The sequence below is a fragment of the Rhizobium lentis genome (genome assembly GCF_017352135.1).
Classification (GTDB): Bacteria; Pseudomonadota; Alphaproteobacteria; order Rhizobiales; family Rhizobiaceae; genus Rhizobium; species Rhizobium lentis.
The window spans coordinates 4,252,058-4,275,833 of sequence record NZ_CP071454.1 but is presented as its reverse complement, the minus strand read 5'-3'; the positions used below and the strand labels follow the sequence as shown (position 1 = coordinate 4,275,833).

Sequence of the window (23,776 nt, the reverse complement as noted above, 5' to 3'; positions counted from 1 at the left end):
TCAATTCCAAGGTCACCGCGAGAGGATTCCTGGAATGTCTGCCTTACCTGAGATCAAAATGCCAATTGTACCGATTGTCTCCTTCGAGGGCCGGAGGCAAATTGTCGTGCCGGCTGCGCCTGCCGAGACGACGACGCGCCTGGGCCGGATCTGGGCGGCCATTCTTCTCTGGCATCAGAAGCGGGAAGGTCGTCGAGCACTCAGAGGCCTGACGGCGAGCGAGCTCAAGGATATCGGCGTGTCGCAATCCGAGGCAGCGCGTGAGGTCGGCAAGTCGTTTTTCTTGGATTGATCCGCAGAGGATTGATCACGGCAATCAGCTGCAGGCCTTGTTGCCAGCCGACCAGCGATTGACGTCGCCGGCAATACGCCCGGCGACCGGCTCTTGCATCATCGGGCCGAAGGCCTGGAGACGCGCCGGGCTTCCCTCGGCCTGCACGACGAGCAGCGGACGGCTTTCCGGGCTGCTCTTGTGAACGAGGAGAATGCGCGGCCGGCCGGTGAAGGAATTGAGTTCGGGTGCAAGTTTGTAGGCGGCAAAGGCCGGATCGCCGGATTTGAACCAGCAGGCATTGGCGCCAAGCGCCACGCGCTCCATCGTCGGCAACGCAGCCCGGTTCGGACCTGCTGCCGGTGCCGCCGATTGGCAGGCTGCCACGGCAGCGGCGAGAGCAGTCAACAAGGCGGCGATTGCGACGGAGAGGCGAGGGCGCATTGATCGTGCTCCAGTAATCCGGATGAAGGTCTTTTCGGGTGCATGCCGTTGCGCTGGCCATGGCCGGCCGGCGGGCGGCATGCTTTGAAGGCAGGTTCAGGCGGCGACGACATCGAGCGCCGAGGCGAAGAGGCCGCGGCCGTCCGAACCGCCATGGGCGGCCTCGATCAGATTTTCCGGATGCGGCATCATGCCCAGCACGTTGCCCTTTTCGTTCGTGACGCCGGCGATGTCGTTGAGCGAGCCGTTCGGATTGGTGCCTTCGGCATACCGAAAGACAACCTGGCCATTGCCCTCGATTTTCGTCAGCGTCGCTTCGTCGGCGAAATAATTGCCGTCATGATGGGCAACAGGGCAGCGGATAAGCTGGCCTTGCGCGTAGGCGCGGGTGAAGTCCGTCTCGGCATTGACGACTTCGAGCTTGATCTCCCGGCAAACGAACTTCAGCGAGGCATTGCGCATCAGTGCGCCCGGAAGCAGACCGGCCTCGACGAGGATCTGGAAGCCGTTGCAGACGCCGAGCACCTTCACGCCCTTGGCAGCCTTTTCGATGATCGCCTGCATGACCGGCATGCGGGCGGCGATGGCGCCGCAGCGCAGGTAATCGCCATAGGAAAAGCCGCCGGGGATGACAATCAGGTCGACATCGGGGATCTCGGTTTCCGTCTGCCAGATCGTCATCGGCGGCTTGCCGGAGATCTTGGTCAGTGCGGCGATCATGTCGCGGTCGCGGTTGAGGCCCGGAAGTTGAACGACGGCTGATTTCATGGAGTCCCCGCGTCTGGCGAAAGAAATTGAACTGGAACGCTTTCGGTGAGCCATACTCCATTGTCGGAGACAAAGAAAGAATGACCCTCTGAAAACATGCGGGCCGCATCCACCCGCAGGATAACATACTCACCCTTGCGGCGCATTGCGACGATCCTCGCCGTTTCGACATCCGCGGAGAGATGAACGTGGTGCCGCTGCATCTTCTTCAGACCTTCACGGGCGATCGACGACCAGCTCGCCAGGGAGGTGCCGTGAAAAAGAGCGGCGGGCGGTTCAACCGGCTTCAAGGCGAGATCGACGTCGATGCTATGACCTTGATTGGCACGAATTCTGTTATCGGCAAGCGTGAAACGCTTCTTCGGGTTGTTTTCGACGATTTCGATAATGTCTGCGCGGGAGACGTCATATTTCGACGCCAGCGCCTTTTCGAGTTCGTCGAAGGATACCCAACCCTCGCCATCAAGCGTCAGACCCGCGGCTTCAGGCGCATGACGCAAAACATAGCTCATATATTTCGAGACTTCCGTCTCCAGCTTTGCCTTTGTCATGACGCCCAACCTCACATTCCGCCGGCCGACGGTCTGTGATCATCCGTCGATCGCGATTGCGTAATTCTCGATCACCGTATTGGCGAGCAATTTTTCGCACATGGCTTTAAGCTCGGCCTCGGCCTTGGATTTGTCGGCGCCTTCGAGCTCCAGGTCGAAGACCTTGCCCTGTCTTACATGGCCGACGCCCGAAAATCCGAGAGCGCCGAGAGCGCCTTCGATGGCCTTGCCCTGGGGATCGAGAACGCCGTTTTTCAGCGTGACGGTGACACGAGCCTTGATCACTTTGTCTTTCCTGCCCTACTTGACGAGAACCGGGCCGGTGCCGCGCACAGGCTCGTTTTCATTGATGATGCCGAGACGGCGAGCGACTTCGGAATAGGCTTCGAGCAGTCCGCCGAGATCGCGGCGGAAGCGGTCCTTGTCCATCTTCTCGCGGGTTTCGATGTCCCAGAGCCGGCAGCTGTCCGGCGAGATCTCGTCGGCCAGGATGATGCGCATTAGATCGCCCTCGAAGAGGCGGCCGCATTCGATCTTGAAGTCGACGAGCTGGATGCCGACGCCCAGGAAGAGACCGGTCATGAAATCGTTGACGCGGATGGCGAGCGCCATGATGTCGTCGAGCTCTGCGGGATTGGCCCAGCCAAAGGCGGTGATGTGCTCTTCGGAGACCATCGGATCATCGAGTGCGTCGGACTTGTAGTAGAATTCGATGATCGAGCGCGGCAGAACGACGCCTTCCTCGATGCCGAGGCGCTTCGCGAGAGAACCGGCAGCGACGTTGCGCACGACGATCTCCAGCGGGATCATCTCCACTTCCTTGATCAGCTGCTCGCGCATGTTGAGCCGGCGGATGAAGTGGGTGGGGATGCCGATCTTGTTCAGATGGCTGAAGATATATTCGGAAATGCGATTGTTGAGGACGCCCTTGCCGTCGATGACTTCATGTTTCTTCTTGTTGAAGGCAGTGGCATCGTCCTTGAAAAACTGGATCAAAGTGCCCGGTTCCGGACCCTCATACAGAATCTTTGCCTTGCCCTCGTAGATACGGCGGCGACGGTTCATCGTGGTCATTCTCTGTTGTTGGCGCTCTTGGGATAGCGCGAGTGGATGGATCTCGTGGCGTCCCCTTAAAGGAAAAGAGAGAGTTTCACAATCCGCCTGTCGTTCCTTCCCCGGTTTCCGGTTTCCCGGCCCGGCTTCCGGATTTTACGGAATACCGCCAGGAGAATCGAATGAATTCGCAAGACCAATCTTAGCGTCTTTTCCCCTACGGTGGAATGAAGGCGAATTGGCGGGCCGCTTATACAGGTTTTTATTTGGCGGCTTTTGCCGGCAGCGCACGGCGCAGATGCGTCTGCATGGCGCGGGCGGTCGTCTGGCCTTGGCGCCAGCTTCCACTGCGGATGAAGGAGGGAAGCTGCATGGCCGGCATCGGCCGGGCGAGCGCGTAGCCCTGCAGCATGTCGCAGTCGAGTTCTTCCAGAATACGGATATGATCCGCCGTCTCGACGCCCTCGGCGATGACGAGAATGTTGAGCGAGTGGCCGATATCGATAATCGAGCCGACGAGTTTGCGCTGCTCGGCCGATTGCGGCAGCATCCGGATCAGCTCGCGGTCGATCTTCAACGTCTTCGGGCTCAAGCGCAGCAGGCTGACGATTGAGGCGTGACCGGTGCCGAAATCGTCGATCTGGATGTCGATGCCGAGCTTGCGCAGTTTTTTGAGGTTGGCGGCCACCGCCTCGTCGCAGTCATCGAGCGAGATCGATTCCAGCAATTCGAAGGCGATGCTGCCGGGTGCGATCTTCAGGGCGCGGAGCTTTTTGCCGAGATCGGGATCGGCCAGCCGCCGGGCAGAAACGTTGACCGAGATTTTCGGAATCGACAGCCCGTCCTTGATCCAGGCACGGCGGTCGGAAAGCGCGCGCTCCAGGATCAGGGCGTCAATCGTCGAAACGACATCGAGATCCTCGGCGATATCGAGAAAGCGGTCAGGCGTCAGCAGCCCGTGCACCGGATGCTGCCAGCGGGCGAGCGTCTCGACGCCCGCGACATCAAGCGTGCGGGCATCGAACTGCAATTGATAGAAGGGTACGAATTCATTGCGCTCGAGGCCGGTCAGGATCTCGTCGCCGAGCTGCTTGGCGGAGACGATGTCGCTGCGGGCTGATGCCGAGAAGAATTCGAAGCGGTTTCGGCCGAGACCTTTGGCGCGGTAGAGCGCGATGTCGGCGTCGAGCAGCGTCTGTTTGGCGTCGAGCTCGGCGCCGCAATCGACGGCAATGCCGATGCTGGCGCCGAAACGGCAGTCGTGCCCTTCATATCTGACCGGCTTGCGCAATTCGCGGATCAGGCGCTCGGCAAGGCCGGCGGTCTTCTTCGAAGCGGGATCGACAGTGCAGAGAATGACGAATTCATCGCCGCCGATCCGGGCGACGAAATCGGCGGCACGGACGGAATTTCTGAGCACAGTTGCCGCGTGCTGCAGCATCGCGTCGCCAGCCCGATGGCCGAGCGTGTCGTTGATCTGCTTGAAGCGGTCGAGATCGATATGCAGGATAGCCAGGGCAAGGCCGCTCGTCCGACATTGCGCCGCGCGGTCCTCCAGCATCTTGTCGAGATAGCGGCGGTTCGGCAGGCCGGTGAGGTAATCGTGCAGCGCCAAGTGCTCGATGCTCTCCTTGGCGGCCTCGAGTTCGCGGTTACGGGCCTCCGCCAGATCCTTGGCGCGCTGCAGCTCGTTGCGGAGCGCGACTTCCTCGGTGACGTCCCAATTGGCGCCGACCAGTTTGCGTTGGCCGTTGCCATCGACGAAGAAGGCCGAGCGGGCTCGGATGATGCGTTCGACGCCGTCGCCACGGATGATGCGGTATTCCTGCTGGAAGTCGCTGCCGCTTTCGACGCTGCGGTCGGCAAGGCCAAGCACGCGCTCGCGGTCGTCTGGGTGCAGGCTTTTCGCCCAGGCGTCGCCACCGATCTTGCGCGCCGCGCCCTGCAACCCGTAAATGGCAATCAGGCGATCGTCCCATTCGACGATGTCGTTTTCGAGATCGGCCTCGAAGACGCCGATTCGGGAAACTTCCAGCGCCAGGTCGAGCCGGCGCGACAGGCGCGACAGCGTCTCCTCAGCTTCCTTGCGGGCGGTGATATCGATGTCCGTTCCGACGATGCGTGTCGGCACGCCATTCTCGTCCCACTCTACGCACGCGCCGCGGCAGTCGATCCAGACCCAGTGGCCATCCCTGTGGCGCTCACGATATTGGAAGATCTGATAATCCGGATCGCCGGCATTCTGCCGCTCGATCGCATGCGCGACGAAATCGCGGTCGTCGGGATGGACGAGCTGAAGCCAGGCCTGATAGTCGCCGGCGACGTTCTCGTCGGGCGCCATTCCGCGGATGGTTTTCCACGTCGGCGAATAATATTTTCGATCGAGACGATAATTGTGATCCCATACGCCGAGCCCGGAGCCGACCAGCGCATGGTTCCATCGGCTCTCGCGCTCGGCCAGTTCCGAGAGGTCGGTCGGCCCGTCGCCGACGCCGGCCTCAGCCGCTGCGCGATCGCCATGCGGTTCATCAGCCTCTGGGCGGGCTTTCTTCACGGGCGTTCTCGCTGATTTCATCTCGGCGCAGTCTGCGGTCTTTCCATTAAGAAAGACTTAGAAAGCAATCGCTCACATGTCGGGTGGCGAGGTTTTCCCGGTCAGGGAGCGAGGCGGCTGAGGAACTGGGCGAAGACCATCGTTCCTTCGGGCCAGGGGCCGTGTCCGGAATCACCATTGATGTGCCCCGCTTCGCCTGCATCGACGAGGAAGGATCCCCAGCTGCTGGCGATCTCGTCGGCATGGTCGTAGCTGCCGAACGGATCGTTGCGGCTGGCCACGGTGATCGAGGGGAAGGGCAGCGGATCGCGTGGATAGGGCCCGAAGGTCATCAGGTGCTTCGGGCGAATGTCCGGATTGGCGACATCGGGCGGAGCAACGAGGAAAGCGCCTGCCACCCGCTTGCGGAAATGCGGAATGGCATGGATTGCCGCGGGTACACCGAGCGAATGGGCGACGAGGACGACAGGGCGGGTCGAGGCGTTCACCTCCTCGGCGATGCGGGCGATCCAGTCCTCGCGAACGGGTTTTGTCCATTCGGCCTGTTCGACCCGCCGCGCCGTGCTGAGCTTTGCCTCCCAACGGCTCTGCCAATGGCCGGGGCCGGAATTGGTATAGCCGGGGATGATGAGAATATCTGCGTCTGAGGCTTTCATAGTGCCGCCGATGTGAGAAAGCTTGGCCGAGATGTCAAGAGGGGGATGGCAAGGGAGAGAGCGACACGGGCTTTGAAACTTGTTATATTGCTCCAGTGCCGGTTGCGGATTTCGTATCGGCTTACCCGCCGATGCATGTCCGCCGCCGATCAGGTCTCGGCTGAGGAGGAGAAAGCCATGGCGGCATTTCATGTCATGACGGGTGCCAGTGAAAGCTTCGCGCGTCCCGTCGTCAATCGCATCAGTATCGCCGACGTCTTCGACGCACTGAAGCGCGGGTTCGACGATTTCAAGGAGAAGCCTTCCCATTATGTGTTCCTGTGCTTGATGTATCCGATCGCCGGCATCTTCCTGACGCTGTGGACTTCCGGCGCCAACCTTCTGCCGATGGTCTTCCCGCTGATGTCCGGTTTCGTGCTGATCGGCCCGATTGCGGCGATCGGTCTTTATGAGATCAGTCGCCGGCGCGAGGAAGGCCTCGATACGTCATGGAAGCACGCGCTCGAGGTACGCCATTCGCCGGCGCTGCCGTCGATCGTCGCGGTTGGACTGATGCTGTTTGCCCTTTTCGTCGTTTGGCTGGTGACGGCGCAGACGCTTTACACCAATCTTCTCGGCGAAGTGTTTCCGCGCACCATGACGGACTTCACCCGTCAGGTCTTCGGCACGGCCCAAGGCCTGCAGCTGATCATCTGGGGCAACCTCATCGGCTTCGGCTTCGCGCTCGTCGTGCTGGCGATTTCGGTCATCACCTTTCCGTTCCTGCTCGACCGCGACGTCGGGGCGGTTGCCGCCGTCGTGACCTCGATCCGTGCGACGGTCATCAATCCGGTGCCGGTGCTGCTTTGGGGCCTGATCGTTGCGGCCCTCCTCGTCATCGGCACGATCCCGGTGTTTGCCGGTCTTGCACTCGTCATCCCGATCCTCGGCCATGCGACCTGGCATCTCTACCGCAAGCTGGTTGCGCGGGAAGCCGTCTGATCGCAGCTTTCCGGGGATCGTGAACCGTCGCGATCCCCGCAATTGCGCTGCCTGGGTTCCGGAACCTCAAGACCTCTCCCGGCGTTATTCAGCACCGGATTCGCGGGAGTATTTCCAGAGGTAACGATGAAGCATCTGTTCGCCCGCTTCGCTAGCAAGACATCGGAATGGGCGGGCAAACCCGCCGTCTTCATCCTGGCGCTGACCGTCGTCATCATCTGGGCCATGCTCGGCCCCTTCTTCGACTATTCAGAAACCTGGCAGCTGATCATCAATACCGGCACGACGATCATCACCTTCCTGATGGTTTTCGTGCTGCAGAACGCCCAGACGCGCGACACGCGGGCGATCCAGGCCAAGCTCAACGAAATCATCCTGACAAGCCATGCGGAGAACCGCTTCATCGGCATCGAAAATCTCGACGAGGATGAGTTGAAGCATCTCGATCAGTTGGTGGCCAAAGCCGCCAAGGGACGGGCTGACACGGAGGCGTGCAGCACGTCGGAGGCAGAGAAAACCGAGGCGCCGAAAAAGGCGGAGGGGCGCAAGCGACGCGTATCAGGCAAGCCGGCGAAGCAGAGATAGGCAAGTGACAGCTTACCTTTCCTGCATCGCTTCGGAGCTGAACTCTGCGAGCTGAGTTTTGAAATGTGCCGTCTCTGCTGGCAGATCCGCGCTCAGGCCTCGCCAAACACCCGCCGAAAAATCGTATCGACATGCTTTGTGTGATACCCAAGATCGAACTTCTCGCGAATATCTTCTTCCGAAAGCGCCGCGCGCACCTCTGAATCGGCGAGCAGCTCTTCCAGAAAATCCTTGCCCTGTTCCCACACCTTCATGGCGTTGCGCTGCACCAGGCGGTAAGCGTCTTCGCGGGAGGTGCCGGCCTGGGTCAGTGCCAGGAGGACGCGCTGGGAGTGGACGAGGCCGCGGAATTTGTTGAGGTTCTTTTCCATGTTCTCGGGATAGACCAGCAGCTTTTCGACCACGCCGGCGAGGCGCGAGAGGGCGAAATCGAGCGTCACCGTGGCATCCGGGCCGATCATCCGTTCGACCGAGGAGTGGGAGATATCGCGCTCGTGCCAGAGGGCGACGTTTTCCATGGCCGGCATGGCGTAGGAGCGGACCATGCGGGCAAGGCCGGTCAGGTTTTCGGTCAGCACCGGGTTGCGCTTGTGCGGCATGGCCGAAGAGCCCTTCTGGCCGGGGGAGAAGTATTCTTCCGCTTCGAGGACTTCGGTGCGCTGCAGGTGGCGGATCTCGGTTGCGAGCCGTTCGATCGACGAGGCGACGACGCCGAGGGTGGCGAAATACATGGCGTGGCGGTCGCGCGGGATGACCTGGGTCGAGACCGGCTCGGCCTTCAGGCCGAGCGCTGCGGCGACATGTTCCTCGACGCGCGGATCGATATTGGCGAAGGTGCCGACAGCGCCGGAGATGGCACAGGTCGCGACTTCCTCGCGGGCGGCGACCAGGCGCTGGCGGCAGCGCTCGAATTCGGCATAGGCAAGCGCCAGCTTGACGCCGAAGGTGGTGGGCTCGGCATGGATGCCGTGCGAGCGGCCGATGGTGACGGTGTCCTTATGTTCGAAGGCGCGGGTTTTCAGAGCCTGAAGCAGCCGGTCGACATCGGCGATGAGAATATCGGTGGCGCGCACCAGCTGAACGTTGAAGCAGGTGTCGAGCACGTCTGACGAGGTCATGCCCTGGTGGACGAAGCGCGCATCCGGGCCGACGATCTCGGCGAGATGGGTCAGGAAGGCGATGACGTCATGTTTGGTGACGGCTTCGATCTCGTCGATGCGGGCGACGTCGAAGGTGGCGGCGCCGCCTTTCTCCCAGATCGTCCGTGCCGCCGATTTCGGGATCACGCCCAATTCGGCCAGCGCGTCGCAGGCATGCGCCTCGATCTCGAACCAGATGCGGAACTTGGTTTCGGGAGACCAGATGGCGACCATTTCGGGCCGGGAATAACGCGGGATCATGGGCGGCTGCCTTCACTTCAAAGAGGAGTCATCGAGGTTAGCGCCCGTGTAGCAAAGACTGGCGGCAATCTCAACGCATGCGTTTGGCAAGATGATAGCTGCTAACGACAAGGCAGACGAGGCCGAGCGGCAGGAAGAGGCGGAGACCGATCACCAGAAACTGGTAGACGGCGCTGATGCTGGTGAAGACGAATTGGAAAGCCCAGGCGAGGCTGCCGAAGGGCGCGTGCCAGCGCGAATAGAAGATCCGGTATTCCATCGCAAAGAGAAAGGCGGTTATCAGGATCGTCGCGAGCGTCAGCGTCACGAAGAAGGCCGCGAACCGGGCTTCCGGCGGCCTGTTGAAAGCGAGGAAGCGAGCGACCGGCAAGGCGAATGGCCATGAGAGCAGGCCGCCGAGGAAATAGAGTGCGGCGACCTCGGCAAGGCGGCTCGTCTCCAGCCCATTGCGGAGGTAAAGGCCGAGCATGGCGGAGACAAGCATCTGTACGCCCCAGGCGAGGGCGCCGGCAATCAGATCAGGGTGGGGCGGCTTTGCCGCCCGAAAGCGCTCCATTCTCAGGGATGGACCGGAACGGCAATCCAGCGTCCGTTCCTCTCAGCATCGAAGGCAAGGACGAGGGCGATGTGAACCTGGTTTCCGGCTTCCGGCTGATAGACCACCGCGCCGCCGATCCTGTATTCGACGGAGCACGTCCGTTCCGCCGGAACAGCGGTTGCCTGCCGCGCCGCCTGGCGGTTTGGAGCGCCTTCCTTCTCGATCACCTGCAGGGAGAAGCCGATGACGCGCTTGTCGACTGCGGTGCACTCCTTTGGCGTCGACACCGGCAGTTCGCCGAGCGAAAGCGTGTAGGGGGCCTTCGGCGGACCGTCGGCCGCAAGCGTGGTGTAGCGGAGCGTCTTCGTGGGAGAACCGAGTTCAGTCGGCGGGTTGAAGGCGGCAATGAGGCCGGGATTGGTCAGGAGATCGTATTTGTCCATCTGGCTGCGCGCCGCCGTCAGGTTCTGTCGACGCGCCTTGGAAAGATTGGCATCCTTGTCAGTCAGTTCGGTGCGGAAAGGCGTGCCCTCGAGATACTGGCCGCTGTCGGTATCGATGAAGTAGGTCTCGGAATAGGGAGCTTTGTCACTCTCCTTGATGCCGAATTCCTGGAAGGCAAAGACCTTTCCGTCGGCGGAAAAGCCGATGGGCTGGATGCTGGCGATGTCGCCGGCCAGTGATATGCCCGGCAGGCCGGCAACTGCGGCAGCAAACATGCCGCCGATGATGAGCCTCTGTTTCATGTGCGTGCCCCCTCGGCTGCCTGACGCAGATCGGCGACGGTCTTGCGGTAGCTATCGATCGTGCCACCCTTGAAAATTGCCGAGCCGGCGACCAGCACGTTACCGCCGGCGCGCGCGATATCAGGCGCCGTCTCCACCGTGACGCCGCCGTCGACCTCGAGTTCGATCGGCCGGTCACCGATCAGTGATTTTGCAGCCGCGATCTTCGCCGCCATGGCCGGGATGAACTTCTGCCCGCCGAAGCCGGGATTGACCGACATGATCAGAATGAGGTCGACGTCGTCGAGCACGTTTTCGATCGCGCTGAGCGGTGTCGCCGGGTTGAGGGTCACGCCGACCTTCTTGCCGAGGTTGCGGATGGTCTGCAGCGAGCGGTGCAGATGCGGTCCGGCTTCGGCATGGACGGTGATGCGATCGCAGCCGGCCTTGGCGAAGGCCTCGAGATAATCGTCGACCGGCGAGATCATCAGATGGCAATCGAAGGTGGCTTCTGTATAGGCGCGCAAGGATTTGATGACATCGGGGCCGAAGGAGATATTCGGCACGAAATGCCCGTCCATCACATCGAGATGGATCCAGTCGGCGCCGGCGGCCGTGACGTTACGCACCTCCTCGCCGAGCCGGGCGAAATCCGCCGCGAGGATCGAAGGGGCAATGCGAATGGGCAGCGTCATCAGGTTCTCACTCCGTAGAAGGCGCCAGGACCGCGGCGCCCGAATTCAAGGCTTGCGGCACCGCTTATTGCGTTGGTGCGGCAGGTGGAAAAAGCCATTGCCCCGCCACTCGAGCAGGCGGTAGGGGTTTTGCGAAAGCTCGTGCGCGCCCGTGAAGGTGACGGGGCCGACCGGCGTCTGGAACGTCGTGCCGACAAGCGCCTCCGGCAGCGGTTTGCCGGCCGCGGCGGCGGCTTCGCCCGCCTGACCGGCAATCAGGGCCGCCGCCAGCGATGGCAGGACATAACCTTCAGGCTCGGTGCCTTTGGCGCGCAGTGCGTCGGCCGCGGCTGCACCCTCCGGCAGAAGGGCATATTCGGGCAAAGCGACGGCGCGCACGCCGGGCGTAAGCGGCAGCGGCTGGTTGGCGGCGCGCAGGGCGTCGCCGCCGAGGATCGACAGCGGAATGTTCTCCGTCCTGGCGTCGCGGGCGATCACCGCGATATCGTTGCGATCGCCGCCAACGAAGACCCTGGTGGCGCCGGCCCGTTTCAGCCGACGCACGAGGGCGATCTGCTGCTCCTGCCCCGGACGATAAGTGTCGTTGAAAACCGGCTTCAGGCCGTTCTGCTCCAGGGCGTTGCGCACCGCTTCCGTCAGTTCGCGGCCATGAATGGTGCCATCCTCGATCAGGGCGATCGGATCGGCGGCCCAATCTTTCAGGATCACTTCGATGATCTTTGCCGCCTCAGTGCCGTCGGCGGGCGCCAAACGGAAGAGCGGCCAGCCATTTTTCAGCGCATCCTCCATCAGGATGCGGGCGCGCACCGAGACAGTGATCGCGGGAATGCCGGCATCCTTCAGCTTCGGCAGCGCGCCTTCCAGCGTCTCACTGCAGAGAAAGCCGACGGCAATCTGGACCTTGGCATTGACAAGCGCGTCGGCGACCGCCGCGCCGCTATTGTCCTCGCAAGTCTCGTTGATGGCGACGAGGGTGTTTCCCGACTGCCGGATTTCGAAACCGGCGCCGGCGGCAATCTGGGCGCCGAGCAGGGCGAGCGGGCCGTTCTGGGGAGCCACGACGCCGATCGTCACGCCGGCAGCATGGCCTTGCGCCGCCGCTACCAGCAGCGTCAGGCAGGCTGCTATGCCACGCAGGTTGATCATGAAAGGCGGAGATCCCTAGCCATCGTCCATGCCCTTTTATCCGCAAGGCCACGATCGTCAAAGAAAAACAAACGCAACACAGTGCTTTTCACCGCTCCTATTGTAGAAAAGGTAACCGATGCTCGCCATATTGGCGCGGTAACAAGACGATCCAGGCAGAGAAGCGGACGGGAGAAGCAAGTGTTGAACAGGCAGCATATCGACCCCGGCCTTTATCGCGATGCCATGAGCCGTTATGCCGGCCATGTGCAGCTCGTGACGACGGTGATGGAAGGTGTGCGGCGGGGCGTCACCATCACCGCCGCCTGCTCGGTCTCGGACAATCCCGCGTCGGTGCTGATCTGCCTCAACAATACCAATGCGAAGAATGAAATCTTTTTCCGCAGCGGTATCTTCGTGCTGAACACGCTCGGCGCCCATCATCAGGCTGTTGCCGACGCTTTCTCCGGGCGCACCGCGCTTGCCGATGACGAACGTTTCGCCAGTGCCCGGTTCGACACGCTCGTCACCGGCGCGCCGGTCCTTGCCGATGCACTCGCCGCCTTCGATTGCCGGGTGACCGACATCAAGGAAATGCCGACGCATAACGTCATCTTCGGCGAAGTCGCCGCCGTCCGCTTCAGCGAGAAGCATCCGGCGCTTATTTATTTGAACCGGGATTATCACACGCTGTAATCCGGCTGGCGGACATTCGAGGAAACAGAGCATGGACAATGCCGGGATCGAGGAAATGTTTCAGGGGCTCGGCCCCGTAACGATCAAGCGCATGTTCGGCGGCAAAGGCATCTATCATCTCGGGCGTATCGTTGCCGTCGAAGTGCGCGACGAGATGCTGCTGAAGGCCGACGAGACGAGCGCGCCGGAATTTGCCGCGGCCGGCGCCACGCAATGGGCCTACGAGGGCAAGAAGGGCAAGCCGGTGAAGATGCCCTACTGGTCGATCCCCGACGAGGCCTATGACGACCCCGACCTGATGGCGAAATGGGTGCGGCTGGCCTACGAGGCGGCGCTGCGAGCCGACAGTTAGTGCATTTCCGTTTTTCTTCGAATCACGGAAATGCTCTATCTCTTTGTTTTCACGCAATTCCGGACGCTGGAATTGCTCTAGGCGCTTTGGCCGGCCGGCAGAGCAGCGATCGCGGCCTTGGTGAAGGCAGACAGCGGCGTAGGCAATTCGGTCAGCGGAAACCAGCCGAAATCGGAAAGCTTGTCGGGTTCGGTCAATTGCGGCTCGCCCTCGATGTCACGGGCGAGATAGAGGATGGAAATCCAGTGCTGGCGATCGGCGTCGATGATCTGTTCGGTCATGCCGATGCGTTCGATCCGGCCGATCGTCAGGCCGGTTTCCTCTTCGGCCTCGCGTCGCGCGGCCGTTTCAGCCGGCTCCATGTGATCGACCTTACCGCCGACAATGTTCCAATAGCCGGCTTCAGGCGCATTCACGCGTTTGTAGAGGAGGATTCTGTCGTCTCGCAGAATCACCAGGCCGACGCCGAGGCCCGGAAAATCGATGCCGGGCCTGCCCATCGGAGGGTCAGATCTTGGCGCTGCCGGCGATCAGCATGAAGGCGGGAATATCGTCGCCAAAACCGACCGGGGTCGGGCCGTCGTCGTGATCGCGATGACGGCGGCGGTCGCGGCTGTCGTCGTTTGCCGGGTAAGGCCGATTGTTGCGCGCATTGTTTTGCGGCTTCTGCTCTGCTTTGCGCTCGTTCTTCAAGACTTCGGCCCTTGCTGGTGCTGCTTCGATCACTTGGACGTCATTATCCTGTATGTCGTTATCAGATTTATGACTCGCAGCGCTGCGATTGCCGCGTCCGCGTCCGCGATCCTTTTCGCCACGCTCGCGGCCGTTGCGGCGCGGGCGTTCGCTGTCCTTGCTCTCTTCCACTGCCGGCAGTGCATTCAGATCGCCATTCAGCCACTCGACCTTTTCGCCGATCAGCTTTTCGATGGCGTCGACGAATTTCGTGTCACGCTTGGTGACGAGGGTGAATGCGGCCCCCGAGCGGCCGGCGCGGCCGGTGCGGCCGATGCGATGGACGTAATCTTCCGAATGGATCGGCACGTCGAAATTGAAGACGTGGCTGACATCGGGAATATCGAGGCCGCGGGCGGCGACGTCGGAGGCGACCAGGAGCTGGAGATTGCCATCGCGAAAGTTCTGCAGCATCGTCGTGCGGGAACGCTGGTCCATATCACCATGGAGCGCACCGACGGAGAAGCCGTGGCGTTCGAGCGAACGGAAGAGATCGGCGACATCCTTCTTGCGGTTACAGAAGATGATGGCGTTCTTGAGCTCGGTCTGGGCGCGGACGAGTTCACGCAGAACCGCGCGCTTCTCGTAGTCCTTGCTGTGCGAGGCGACGAAGCGCTGCGTCACGGTCTTTGCGGCCGAAGCGGGCTTTGCCACTTCGATGCGCTCCGGATTCTGCAGGAAGCGGTCGGCAAGCTTCTGGATCTCCGGCGGCATGGTGGCCGAGAAGAACAGCGTCTGGCGGGTGAAGGGGATAAGCTTGGCGATACGCTCGATGTCGGGAATGAAGCCCATGTCGAGCATGCGGTCGGCCTCGTCGATGACGAGAATCTCGACGCCGCTCATCAAGAGCTTGCCGCGCTCGAAATGGTCGAGCAAGCGGCCGGGCGTGCAGATCAGCACGTCGGCGCCGCGCTCGAGCTTGCGGTCCTGGTCCTCGAAGGAAACGCCGCCGATCAAAAGGGCGACGTTGAGGCGGTGATTCTTGCCGTATTTCTCGAAATTCTCGGCGACCTGGGCGGCGAGTTCGCGGGTCGGCTCGAGGATCAGCGTGCGGGGCATGCGCGCACGCGCGCGGCCCTTCTCCAGAAGCGAAAGCATCGGCAGAACGAAGGATGCCGTCTTGCCGGTACCGGTCTGCGCGATGCCGCAAATATCGCGGCGCTCAAGCGCAAAAGGAATGGCTCCCGCCTGAATAGGCGTGGGGATCGAATAGCCCGCATCGGCAACAGCCGATAGCACTTTTTGGCTCAAGCCAAGGTCAGCGAATGTCGTCAAAGGGAAAACTGTTTCCGTTCCGGTTCGGCCGAGCTCTGAACGAGTCGGCGGGATTGCATGCCGCAATGCAGCGCGACATAGCCCCGAATGGCCGGCAAGTCAAGAAATAGAGAGGCCGCATCCCGCGCAGAGTGAAGCTTTGGTTACCGGGCGGGTATTACTTGATGTAGGTGGCGAGTTTAAGGCCGGCATTCATGAAATATACTGGATCGACCGCCTGGCCGTTCTGGCGCACTTCATAATGCAGATGCGTGCCGGTCGAACGGCCGGTGCTGCCGGCAAGACCGATGACATCGTTGCGGTCGACCGTGTCGCCGATCTTGACCAGCACTTCGGACATATGGCCGTAGCGTGTCGAGATGCCATTGCCATGATCGACCTCGACCATATTGCCGTAACCCCCGGTCCATCCGGCGGAAATAACCTTGCCCGGCGCCGCCGGACGGATTTTTTCGCCCGGCGAAAAGCGGAAGTCGATGCCGGAATGCAGCGCCAGCCGGCCGAGGAAAGGGTCGCGGCGGTTGCCGAAGGGGCTGGTCATTTCCTTGCCGATGGCCGGGTTGCGGAAGGGCAGGGATTCAGCAGTGTTGCGCACGGTTTCGAGCCGGGTCAATGCTCCATCGAGAGCAGCCAGCGAATTGTTGAAGTCGTCGTTGCTTTCCGGTTCGAGATAGGGCCCGCCGACGGCGCTCTCGTCCTCCTGTCTGGCGGCGGCCTCCTCAGGCACCGGGATCTTGAAACGGGTCAGCACGCTCTCGATGGCGTTTGCGGCGTGGCCGGCGTCATTTGTCAATTGCTCGATGCGGTTGCGCTGGTCCTGCTCGACATCCTTCAGGGACAACGTCACTTTGGAGAAGATCCGGTCGGCGCGATCGCCGACCGTCTCCGCGGCCGGCACATAGGCAAGCGTCGAATTGTCGGGCGTCGCATCGGCGGGCGCGCCGCTTGCAAGCTGCTTCTCGATCGCCTCGATGCCGCCTCCGGTCAGCGAAGCGCGCTTGCCCTTGATATCCGGCGCAAAGGAGTGGACGGGCGACGACGGCGCGGGCCGGGCGCTGTCCTTTTCCGTCAGGCCGGAGCTTTCGGCCCTGTCGAGCAGATTATCGAGCTTGCCGTGGCGAGAGGTCAGCGCCATCTGCTGCTCCATCAGCTTGTCGACCTTGTCTTCCACCACCTGCTGGTCGAGAAGCTGGCGGGAGGTGATGCGGTCGACCTGCGCGCGAAGGGCGGCGATGCGGTCCTCATAGTCGTGCTGCATGCGGGCCTGGCGCGCCATCGTGGCGCCGATCAGGTCGTCGCGCAGCACGAGGTAGGAGGTCGCGAGGAGATAGCTGATCGAGAAGACGCCGATGAAGCAGAAGGCGAGGGCGGCCATCCACGGCCGGATCGTCATGTGGCGGACCTTGTCGCCGGTTGCCAGGATGAGGATATGCTCCTGCGCCCGCCTGCCAAATACCCGGTGCTGATGTCCGCTGTTCACGCAGGCTCTCCCGATTGATGCTCTACGCCTCTTTCGGAAAATTAGACACGTTTATGGTTAATGAATGCTTTCCTTGTCGCCATTTGCGTTAGAAAATCAATCATCTCAGGCATGGCTGATCGATGCCAGCGAGCGGTAGAAAGACGGCGTCAGCCCGGCCTCGGCGCGGGCGAGATCGTTGAAGGGTGGCTTCAGAGGTCCGCGGAAATTGGCGCGCACCAGCTCCTGGAAGGCCTTTGCCGGATCGCGCTTCTCGCGGGCGCAGAGGAAACGGAACCATTTGGCGCCGACGGCGACATGGCCTTTCTCGTCGTTATAGATGACATCGAGGACTGCGGCACTTTCGAGATCGCCGGTCTCGCGCATCTTTGCCTGCAGCGACGGGGTCACATCGAGGCCGCGGGCTTCGAGAATGAGCGGCACGACGGCCAGCCTTGCCGTCAGATCGTTGCGCGTCGAATGGGCGGCCTGCCAGAGCCCGTCATGGGCGGGAAGATCGCCGTAATCGGCGCCGAGATCGTTGAGGCGGGCGCGCACCATGCGGAAATGCTTGGCCTCCTCGAAGGCGACCTGCATCCAGCCGTCGAAGAAGGAGTTCGGGACCTGCTCGCTGGCGAATCGCGCGACGATATCGAGCGCCAGATCGACGGCGTTGAGTTCGATATGGGCAATGGCGTGAAGCAGGGCGATCCGGCCTTTCAGCGTGTGCAGCGAGCGTTTCTCGACTTGGGTCGGCGGGATCAGCACAGGTTTTTCGGGGCGCCCGGGCCTCTCCGGCAGAGCTGCATCGAGCGGCGAGCGCAGCGACACGCGGCGGGCGAACCAGCGGGTGGCGCTTCCCTGGGCAAGGGACGTCTTGCGGTCGAGGTCGGCGGCGCGGATGGCATCGATTGCGCCGCCGCGCAGAGAGGTTATTGGCAGCTCCGCGGTCACGCTGCCAGATTCCTGACGGCCTCGAGCACGGTCTCGGCATGACCCTGCACCTTCACCTTCTGCCAGATCGTCGCGATCGTGCCATCCTGGCGGATGAGGAACGTGGTCCGCTCGACGCCCATGAAATTGCGGCCGTACATGCTCTTTTGTTTCCAGACTCCATAGGCCTGCAGCGTCGTTTTCTCTTCATCCGAGGCGAGCGCGACGGAAAGACGATGCTTTCTGATGAACTTGTCGTGGCAGGCAGCCGAATCGGGCGACATGCCGATGACGGCAGCGCCTGCCGCCTCGAACTCTGGCGCAAGCGCTGTGAAAGCCAGTGATTCGGCGGTGCAGCCTGTCGTGTCATCCTTGGGGTAGAAAAACAGGACGAGCGGCTTCCCGTGAAAATCGGAAAGCGAGACGCGGCCGCCGCCATCGCGGGGGAGGTTAAAATCAGGGGCCGGGGCACCGATGCCGGGAACCGCCATTGGGAAAACCTTTCTTTTGCCGGGTTTGTGGATGACACTCTCTCTCCCCGAATTATATAGTGGACGGAAACCCGTCCAGCACGGCCGGGTTCAATTCTTCGATTTCAGGGAGAGCCCGAGGGCGCATGTCAGCCATCCGCGGCGAAAAGGTCACGTTTCGCAAGAAGGATATCGTTGCGCTGGACCGCTTGCCGTCCGCCCAGACCGAGGATCCGATCATCGTTCATTGCCCGCCGCCGCGTTCGCCGATGCGTCGCACGGCGAAGCTGACGTCAGTATTTCTCGGACTGATTCTCCTTATTCTAGCCGCCATCGTGTTCACCATCGAGAGCGGCATGTTCGACAAGCCGCTGTCTCAGCAGGCGCAGGCGGCGCTCGACGGCGTGGCCGGACCGCGCTACCGCGCGGAAGTCGGCTCTACCGTCATCCGTTTCACTTCTGATTTTCGACTGGCGTTGGAAGCGCGCAACGTCAATATGATCGACCAGAAGAGCGGCCAGCACCTGTCGACCACGGGTTCGGTGCGCCTGGGGCTCGATCCACTGCAGCTTTTCCGCGGCCGTATCGCCGTCGCCGATATCGCAGCGGAGGATATCGCGCTCGATACCGCGCTTCTGCCCGCCGGCAACCCGGTCAAGCTGGACGATCTGCGCATCGACGCCATCCCGGCGGCAATGGAGACGATCTTTTCGCAGTTCGACATGTTCGACAGGATCGTGACGCGCGGCTCGACCAATTCCGTGCGCATCTCCGGAATCGACATCAAGCTCGCCGATACCGTGAACGGCCCGCTGTCGCTCGTCGTCGACAATCTCGTCTTTGCCCATGCCGGGCCATCCTCGCTGCAATTGAAGGGGGAGGTGGCGCTGAACGGCGAGGTGGCGGAGCTCGACGTGCTGGCCGAGAAGGACGGCGGCCAAGTGTCGAAGGTGGTGGCGACGCTCAAACATGCGAACCTCACGCCCTTTGCGTTGAAACGTAACGATCAGGGCGTGATACGACAGGGGCTTAACGCCTTTGCCGACCTGACGGTGTCGGCGACCAGGGAGCGCGACGGGGTGCAGCCGGCGCTTGCAGCAACGGTCGATGTTCATCCCGGCCTGATCTATGCGGACGGCGATCCGCAGGAACTATCAGGCGGGCAATTCAATCTCGCCTTCGACTTCGCCAAGCAGACGTTAGAGATCGCCCGGTCGAACGTCCGGTTCGGCGCGACCACGCTTCCTCTCAACGGCGCGCTGATCGATCTCGACAAGCTCGATCCGACAGCCGGCAAGGGTTTCGGCATCGATCTGCTCGTCAGCGGCGGCACGGCAGCGCCCGGCAGCTCCGGCGAACAGCCACTCGCCTTCGACATCCAGGCGACCGGACGCTACATGGTCGCCGGCCGGGAATTCCTGTTCCCCAACATGACCGTCTCCAGCCCGCTCGGCGCCCTTTACGGTGCTTTGCATATCAAGCTCGGCGACAAATCCCCTGAAATCAGCTTCGCTGGCCAATCCAGGGAGCTGCAGACGACGGCGATCAAGCAGCTCTGGCCGTTCTGGATGGCGCCCAAGGTGCGCACATGGGTGCATGGCAACCTCTTCGGCGGCACCGTCACCAACGCTTCCATTTCCGTCTTCATCCCCTTCGGGAGACTGGACGAGGCAGCCGGCGGCAAGGGATTGAAGCTCGACGCCAACCAGATCCGCATCGGCTTCGACATTGCGGGCGCGCGGATGAACGTCGCCGGCGACATCCCGCCGATCCGCGATACGACGGCGCATTTCGACCTGACCGGCCCCGTTGCAACGATTTCGATCAAGAGCGGCGCCTCCTACTTCCCCTCCGGCCGGTCCGTCGGTCTCGGACAGGGGACGTTCATCATCCCTTCCGCCTACGACAAACCGCTGATGGCCGATATCGATCTTGCTGTATCAGGTGCGGCGGACGCCATCGGCGAACTCCTCACCTATAAGCCGATCCGGGTGCTGCAGCGTGCAGGCTTCACGCCCGACGATTTCAAGGGGCGCATCGAGGCGAATGTGAAGGCGCATTTCGGGCTGCTGTCCTCGCAAAACCCACCGCCGGCCGATTGGAAGGCCGCGATGAAGCTCAGTGACGTCGATCTTGCCAAGCCGTTTTCCGGCCGCACGATCAGCAATGTCAGCGGTGTGCTGAACGGCAATCCGAAAGAGATTACGCTCGACGCCAAGGGCGAGATCGACGGCATCCCCGCCGATATCGCTTTGACCGAACCGGTCGAGGCATCCTCCGGCGTGGAGCGGCAGCGTGTGATCACGGCGACGCTCTCCGACGAGCAGCGCAGCAAGGTGATGCCCGGACTTTCCGATATTGTCCACGGCAATCTGAAGATGGTGCTGACGCGGATCGATGACGACCGCCAGAACGTTCAGCTCGATCTCACCAAGTCGATGCTCGATCTCCCCTGGATCGGCTGGTCGAAAGGCGGCGGTATTGCCGCATCTGCCGAATTCGAGATGTCCGGACCGCCTGAAAATACGCAGATTAGGAATTTCCGGCTGAAGGGCGACGGTTTCGGCGCCACCGGATCGCTGAATGTTGGCAAGACCGGCCTTATCTCCGCGGATTTCGACAGCGTGCGGCTCTCGTCGCTCGACGATTTCTCTTTGTCGGTAAAGCGCAGCAAGGGCAATTTCGACGTCTCGGTTTCCGGCGACAGCGCCGATGCGCGACCTGTCATCGCGCGATTGAAATCAGGCTCGGACAGCGACGAAGGCGGCAACGGCGACAATATGGGCGTATCGGTGCGCGCCAAGCTGAAAAACGTCATCGGTTTCAACGACGAGAAGGTCGGCAATTTCCAGGCGCAGGTGTCGCTGCGCGGCGACAAGCTGCAGGTGCTGAATTTTTCCGGCATCACCGGCAGCGGCGAGGCCGTTGTCAGCCAGATGAAGGACGGCGGAGTCATCAATATCACCAGCGGCGATGCAGGCGCCGTATCGCGCTTCGCCGATCTCTATCAGCATATACAGGGCGGCTTGCTGAACCTTGCGATCCGGCTTTCGCCGCAGGGCGGATGGGACGGCTCGCTCGATGTGCGCCGCTTCTCGATCGTCAATGAACAGCGCCTGCGTTCGATCGTCTCGACACCTGTCGGCAACGAGCAGCGCAGCCTTAACGAGGCCGTCAAACGCGACATCGACACCTCGTCGCAACGCTTCCAGCGCGGCTTTGCCCGCATCGTTTCGCGCAATGGCATGATCGGTATCGAGAACGGCGTGCTGCGCGGCGATCAGATCGGCGCGACCTTTCAGGGCGTCGTGCGCGACCGCAAGGGCAACATGGATATGACCGGCACCTTCATGCCGGCCTACGGGCTCAATCGCCTCTTTGCCGAACTGCCGCTGATCGGCGTCATCCTCGGCAATGGCAGCGACCGCGGCCTGATTGGTATTACCTTCAAACTTACCGGCAAGTTCGACCACCCGAACCTGCAGATCAACCCGCTGTCGATCATCGCCCCGGGCGTCTTCCGGCAGATTTTTGAATTTCAGTGAGGCGGGGCGAGACTTAGATCTCCCTTCGTCTGAGGAGGTAATCGAGGCCGCCGACTCGATACCAGCGGTAGCCATAGCCATCGAGCATGACTGTATGACGTCCTCTTTCATCAGCTTCGCTACTTGCGCTATCGGCAATATCGATCAGCAATCGCCCGTGGTCGCCAACGTCGGGATCGAAGGTCACTTCCGCCGGGTGCGGATGCAGGTTGTGCAGGATCAGCACCGTGTTGCCGCGCCAGTCATAACGCAGTGCCAGTACGCCGTCGTTACCCGTGTCGACGGCTGAGAAATCGCCCCAACCGATCTCAGGAGCCTCCTTGCGCATTCGGATCATCCGCTCCGTCCAGTTCAGCAGCGAATTCGGATCGCGCCGCTGGACGGCGACGTTGATGTGCTCGAAGCCATAGGGGCCGTCCTTGATGACTGGCGAAATGGGCTTTTTGCTTTTGGTGAAGCCACCTTCCGGTTCTGTCGACCATTGCATCGGGGTGCGCGCGCAGTTGCGCTCCGGCAGGCACAGATCATCCCCCATGCCGATTTCATCGCCGTAGCGGATGACCGGTGTTCCGGGCAGCGAAAACAGCAGGCTATAGGCCATCTCAATCCTGCGACGGTCGCCGCCGAGCATCGGCGCCAGGCGACGGCGAATGCCCCTGTCATAAAGCTGCATGCCCTTCTCGGGTCCGAATGCCGCAAACACTGCGTTGCGCTGCTTGTCCGTCAGGCGACCGAGATCCAGTTCATCGTGGTTGCGAAGAAACAGCCCCCATTGCGCGGTCGCGGGGCGCGGTTTGGTGGCCTCCATCGCCTTCTTTAGAGGGCGCGTGTCGGCCGTGGCGAGAGCATAAAACAGAGTCTGATTGACCTGGAAATTGAACATCATCTGCATACGGTCGCCATCGTCGCCGAAATACTCAAAATTGTCCTCGGGCAGGACATTGGCCTCCGCCAGCACGATGGAATCGCCCAGGCGCCATTGCAGGAACTCGCGAAACTTCCTTAGCATATCGAACTGCTCGACCGGCTTGGTGACCTCGGCGCCCTTCGTGGCGATGATGAAAGGGGCGGCGTCCATCCGGAAACCCGAGACGCCGAGCTGGATCCAGAAGCCCATGATCTTGAGGATTTCCGCCTGCACCTCGGGATTGGACGTGTTGAGATCAGGCTGATGATCGTAGAAGCGGTGGAAATAATAGGCCCTGGCTTTTTCGTCATAGGTCCAGGTCGTCTTCTGGACGCCAGGGAAAACCATGCCCTGATCAGCGTTTGCAGGCTTTTTATCCGACCAGACGTACCAGTCGCGATAGCGTGACTGTGGATCGCTTCTGGCGTCTTCGAACCAGGGATGATCCTTCGACGTGTGATTGATCACCAGATCGATCAACACTCGGATGCCCCGCTGTTTGGCACCATGGGTGAACTCGACGAAATCGCCGAGCGAGCCATAGCGCGGATCGACATTGTAGTAATCGGAAACGTCATAACCGTCGTCCCGACCGGGCGAGGCCTGGAACGGCATGAGCCAGATCGCCGTCACGCCGAGCCCGGAAAGATAGTCGAGGCGCCGCATCAGCCCCTGGAAATCGCCGACACCGTCGCCGTTCGCATCCATGAAGGTCTCGACGGACAGGCAGTAGATGACGGCGTTCTTATACCAGAGATCGTTGATCATGCCGGCGCTCCAAATGTATCTGGTCGCAAATCCCGTCGGGCGGAAAAGGTTCCGCGAGAGGCGGTCAGTTGGATGATGCCGACCTATACCTGCAGGCAGGGCATTGATGCTTTGCTTATTTTAGATAATTCTGATGTAATGTGGGATCACAGCTGCAACAGCGGTCGGTGCAATGTCGGAGGATGCCATGCAGTGGGCTCGGACAGTCTCTTTCCTATCGACAATCATGATGGCCGTGACAGTTGGCGAGGCCTCGAATTCTGCAGAAAAGGGCGAACGTCTGAAGCCGGTGA

General features: G+C 61.6%; 23 protein-coding genes and 1 pseudogene. 6 read left to right on the top strand and 18 right to left on the bottom strand.

Translation table 11 applies throughout. The annotated features are described in order from the left end of the window. The first annotated feature begins 34 nt into the window (after positions 1 to 34). The gene (locus J0663_RS20930) at positions 35 to 292 is read left to right on the top strand and encodes a DUF1127 domain-containing protein (RefSeq protein WP_207242265.1); all 258 of its coding nucleotides are present in this window, start codon (positions 35 to 37) and stop codon (positions 290 to 292) included. A gap of 24 nt (positions 293 to 316) precedes the next feature. Here the strand turns inward: J0663_RS20930 and J0663_RS20925 are convergent, their stop codons facing one another. From J0663_RS20925 to J0663_RS20895, 7 genes are all read right to left on the bottom strand, one after another. Beyond that, a complete protein-coding gene (locus tag J0663_RS20925) occupies positions 317 to 715 on the bottom strand; it encodes a hypothetical protein (protein ID WP_207242264.1) in 399 nt (132 codons plus the stop codon). A 96-nt stretch (positions 716 to 811) separates the two neighbouring features. Then, positions 812 to 1,483 (bottom strand): phosphoribosylformylglycinamidine synthase subunit PurQ, encoded by a 672-nt coding sequence (gene purQ / locus J0663_RS20920; RefSeq protein WP_207242263.1) that lies wholly within the window; start codon positions 1,481 to 1,483, stop codon positions 812 to 814. Next, complete coding sequence (locus tag J0663_RS20915) at positions 1,480 to 2,034, bottom strand: RNA 2'-phosphotransferase (protein WP_207242262.1); 555 nt, start codon at positions 2,032 to 2,034, stop codon at positions 1,480 to 1,482. Before J0663_RS20915 ends, purQ begins: the two co-directional genes overlap by 4 nt. 39 nt (positions 2,035 to 2,073) lie before the next feature. Further along, positions 2,074 to 2,319: a phosphoribosylformylglycinamidine synthase subunit PurS gene (gene purS / locus J0663_RS20910; RefSeq protein WP_207242261.1), complete on the bottom strand. Its 246-nt coding sequence runs from the start codon at positions 2,317 to 2,319 to the stop codon at positions 2,074 to 2,076. A gap of 15 nt (positions 2,320 to 2,334) precedes the next feature. Next, positions 2,335 to 3,099 carry a phosphoribosylaminoimidazolesuccinocarboxamide synthase gene (gene purC, locus J0663_RS20905; RefSeq protein WP_008526002.1) on the bottom strand — a complete coding sequence of 255 codons (765 nt, stop codon included), beginning with the start codon at positions 3,097 to 3,099 and terminating at the stop codon, positions 2,335 to 2,337. A gap of 250 nt (positions 3,100 to 3,349) precedes the next feature. Next, positions 3,350 to 5,662 carry a putative bifunctional diguanylate cyclase/phosphodiesterase gene (locus J0663_RS20900; protein ID WP_207242260.1) on the bottom strand — a complete coding sequence of 771 codons (2,313 nt, stop codon included), beginning with the start codon at positions 5,660 to 5,662 and terminating at the stop codon, positions 3,350 to 3,352. Positions 5,663 to 5,742: 80 nt separating this feature from the next. Continuing rightward, entirely contained in the window at positions 5,743 to 6,297 is a 555-nt protein-coding gene (locus J0663_RS20895) for an RBBP9/YdeN family alpha/beta hydrolase (RefSeq protein WP_207242259.1), read from the bottom strand. 177 nt (positions 6,298 to 6,474) lie between these two features. Between J0663_RS20895 and J0663_RS20890 the strand changes: the two genes are divergently transcribed. After that, on the top strand, positions 6,475 to 7,278 hold the full coding sequence (locus tag J0663_RS20890) for a DUF2189 domain-containing protein (RefSeq protein WP_207242258.1): 804 nt from the start codon (positions 6,475 to 6,477) through the stop codon (positions 7,276 to 7,278). Positions 7,279 to 7,404: 126 nt separating this feature from the next. Continuing rightward, positions 7,405 to 7,863 carry a low affinity iron permease family protein gene (locus J0663_RS20885; protein ID WP_207242257.1) on the top strand — a complete coding sequence of 153 codons (459 nt, stop codon included), beginning with the start codon at positions 7,405 to 7,407 and terminating at the stop codon, positions 7,861 to 7,863. Positions 7,864 to 7,955: 92 nt separating this feature from the next. Here the strand turns inward: J0663_RS20885 and purB are convergent, their stop codons facing one another. The 5 genes and pseudogenes from purB to J0663_RS20860 all read right to left on the bottom strand — a co-directional run bounded on the left by purB (position 7,956) and on the right by J0663_RS20860 (position 12,367). Further along, positions 7,956 to 9,263 carry an adenylosuccinate lyase gene (purB, locus tag J0663_RS20880; RefSeq protein WP_207242256.1) on the bottom strand — a complete coding sequence of 436 codons (1,308 nt, stop codon included), beginning with the start codon at positions 9,261 to 9,263 and terminating at the stop codon, positions 7,956 to 7,958. A gap of 70 nt (positions 9,264 to 9,333) precedes the next feature. After that, positions 9,334 to 9,819: a hypothetical protein gene (locus J0663_RS20875; RefSeq protein WP_207242255.1), complete on the bottom strand. Its 486-nt coding sequence runs from the start codon at positions 9,817 to 9,819 to the stop codon at positions 9,334 to 9,336. 2 nt (positions 9,820 to 9,821) lie between these two features. After that, a complete protein-coding gene (locus J0663_RS20870; RefSeq protein ID WP_207242254.1) occupies positions 9,822 to 10,547 on the bottom strand; it encodes a DUF2259 domain-containing protein in 726 nt (241 codons plus the stop codon). After that, positions 10,544 to 11,221, bottom strand: a complete 678-nt coding sequence (gene rpe, locus J0663_RS20865) for a ribulose-phosphate 3-epimerase (RefSeq protein WP_207242253.1) — start codon at positions 11,219 to 11,221, stop codon at positions 10,544 to 10,546. Before rpe ends, J0663_RS20870 begins: the two co-directional genes overlap by 4 nt. 64 nt (positions 11,222 to 11,285) lie before the next feature. Next, positions 11,286 to 12,367: pseudogene (locus tag J0663_RS20860) on the bottom strand (branched-chain amino acid ABC transporter substrate-binding protein). Between the two features lie 180 nt (positions 12,368 to 12,547). On the opposite strand from J0663_RS20860, the gene J0663_RS20855 reads away from it, so the two are divergent. Both J0663_RS20855 and J0663_RS20850 read left to right on the top strand, forming a co-directional pair. Then, positions 12,548 to 13,042 carry a flavin reductase gene (locus tag J0663_RS20855; RefSeq protein WP_207242251.1) on the top strand — a complete coding sequence of 165 codons (495 nt, stop codon included), beginning with the start codon at positions 12,548 to 12,550 and terminating at the stop codon, positions 13,040 to 13,042. A 31-nt stretch (positions 13,043 to 13,073) separates the two neighbouring features. After that, positions 13,074 to 13,394, top strand: coding sequence for a TfoX/Sxy family protein (locus J0663_RS20850; RefSeq protein ID WP_207242250.1), 321 nt, complete (start codon positions 13,074 to 13,076; stop codon positions 13,392 to 13,394). A gap of 77 nt (positions 13,395 to 13,471) precedes the next feature. Here the strand turns inward: J0663_RS20850 and J0663_RS20845 are convergent, their stop codons facing one another. From J0663_RS20845 to J0663_RS20825, 5 genes are all read right to left on the bottom strand, one after another. Continuing rightward, the gene (locus tag J0663_RS20845; RefSeq protein ID WP_207242249.1) at positions 13,472 to 13,894 is read right to left on the bottom strand and encodes an NUDIX domain-containing protein; all 423 of its coding nucleotides are present in this window, start codon (positions 13,892 to 13,894) and stop codon (positions 13,472 to 13,474) included. Positions 13,895 to 13,901: 7 nt separating this feature from the next. Next, entirely contained in the window at positions 13,902 to 15,401 is a 1,500-nt protein-coding gene (locus tag J0663_RS20840; RefSeq protein ID WP_207242248.1) for a DEAD/DEAH box helicase, read from the bottom strand. A 157-nt stretch (positions 15,402 to 15,558) separates the two neighbouring features. After that, the gene (locus tag J0663_RS20835) at positions 15,559 to 16,881 is read right to left on the bottom strand and encodes a peptidoglycan DD-metalloendopeptidase family protein (protein ID WP_207242247.1); all 1,323 of its coding nucleotides are present in this window, start codon (positions 16,879 to 16,881) and stop codon (positions 15,559 to 15,561) included. 105 nt (positions 16,882 to 16,986) lie between these two features. Then, a complete protein-coding gene (locus J0663_RS20830) occupies positions 16,987 to 17,814 on the bottom strand; it encodes a ferritin-like domain-containing protein (protein WP_207242246.1) in 828 nt (275 codons plus the stop codon). Continuing rightward, positions 17,811 to 18,284 (bottom strand): peroxiredoxin, encoded by a 474-nt coding sequence (locus J0663_RS20825; RefSeq protein WP_207242245.1) that lies wholly within the window; start codon positions 18,282 to 18,284, stop codon positions 17,811 to 17,813. The genes J0663_RS20830 and J0663_RS20825 overlap by 4 nt, the downstream gene beginning before the upstream one ends. A 125-nt stretch (positions 18,285 to 18,409) precedes the next feature. On the opposite strand from J0663_RS20825, the gene J0663_RS20820 reads away from it, so the two are divergent. After that, complete coding sequence (locus tag J0663_RS20820) at positions 18,410 to 21,808, top strand: YhdP family protein (protein ID WP_207242244.1); 3,399 nt, start codon at positions 18,410 to 18,412, stop codon at positions 21,806 to 21,808. Between the two features lie 13 nt (positions 21,809 to 21,821). Here the strand turns inward: J0663_RS20820 and J0663_RS20815 are convergent, their stop codons facing one another. Continuing rightward, a complete protein-coding gene (locus tag J0663_RS20815) occupies positions 21,822 to 23,483 on the bottom strand; it encodes an alpha-amylase family protein (protein WP_207242243.1) in 1,662 nt (553 codons plus the stop codon). Between the last annotated feature and the right edge of the window lie 293 nt (positions 23,484 to 23,776).

What these genes read in the sequence shown, in the direction of transcription:
- J0663_RS20930 (WP_207242265.1), top strand. Translation starts at nt 35, where the DNA reads ATGTCTGCCTTACCTGAGATCAAAATGCCAATTGTACCGATTGTCTCC.
- J0663_RS20925 (WP_207242264.1), bottom strand. Translation starts at nt 715, where the DNA reads ATGCGCCCTCGCCTCTCCGTCGCAATCGCCGCCTTGTTGACTGCTCTC.
- purQ (WP_207242263.1), bottom strand. Translation starts at nt 1,483, where the DNA reads ATGAAATCAGCCGTCGTTCAACTTCCGGGCCTCAACCGCGACCGCGAC.
- J0663_RS20915 (WP_207242262.1), bottom strand. Translation starts at nt 2,034, where the DNA reads ATGACAAAGGCAAAGCTGGAGACGGAAGTCTCGAAATATATGAGCTAT.
- purC (WP_008526002.1), bottom strand. Translation starts at nt 3,099, where the DNA reads ATGAACCGTCGCCGCCGTATCTACGAGGGCAAGGCAAAGATTCTGTAT.
- J0663_RS20900 (WP_207242260.1), bottom strand. Translation starts at nt 5,662, where the DNA reads ATGAAATCAGCGAGAACGCCCGTGAAGAAAGCCCGCCCAGAGGCTGAT.
- J0663_RS20895 (WP_207242259.1), bottom strand. Translation starts at nt 6,297, where the DNA reads ATGAAAGCCTCAGACGCAGATATTCTCATCATCCCCGGCTATACCAAT.
- J0663_RS20890 (WP_207242258.1), top strand. Translation starts at nt 6,475, where the DNA reads ATGGCGGCATTTCATGTCATGACGGGTGCCAGTGAAAGCTTCGCGCGT.
- J0663_RS20885 (WP_207242257.1), top strand. Translation starts at nt 7,405, where the DNA reads ATGAAGCATCTGTTCGCCCGCTTCGCTAGCAAGACATCGGAATGGGCG.
- purB (WP_207242256.1), bottom strand. Translation starts at nt 9,263, where the DNA reads ATGATCCCGCGTTATTCCCGGCCCGAAATGGTCGCCATCTGGTCTCCC.
- J0663_RS20875 (WP_207242255.1), bottom strand. Translation starts at nt 9,819, where the DNA reads ATGGAGCGCTTTCGGGCGGCAAAGCCGCCCCACCCTGATCTGATTGCC.
- J0663_RS20870 (WP_207242254.1), bottom strand. Translation starts at nt 10,547, where the DNA reads ATGAAACAGAGGCTCATCATCGGCGGCATGTTTGCTGCCGCAGTTGCC.
- rpe (WP_207242253.1), bottom strand. Translation starts at nt 11,221, where the DNA reads ATGACGCTGCCCATTCGCATTGCCCCTTCGATCCTCGCGGCGGATTTC.
- J0663_RS20850 (WP_207242250.1), top strand. Translation starts at nt 13,074, where the DNA reads ATGGACAATGCCGGGATCGAGGAAATGTTTCAGGGGCTCGGCCCCGTA.
- J0663_RS20845 (WP_207242249.1), bottom strand. Translation starts at nt 13,894, where the DNA reads ATGGGCAGGCCCGGCATCGATTTTCCGGGCCTCGGCGTCGGCCTGGTG.
- J0663_RS20825 (WP_207242245.1), bottom strand. Translation starts at nt 18,284, where the DNA reads ATGGCGGTTCCCGGCATCGGTGCCCCGGCCCCTGATTTTAACCTCCCC.
- J0663_RS20820 (WP_207242244.1), top strand. Translation starts at nt 18,410, where the DNA reads ATGTCAGCCATCCGCGGCGAAAAGGTCACGTTTCGCAAGAAGGATATC.
- J0663_RS20815 (WP_207242243.1), bottom strand. Translation starts at nt 23,483, where the DNA reads ATGATCAACGATCTCTGGTATAAGAACGCCGTCATCTACTGCCTGTCC.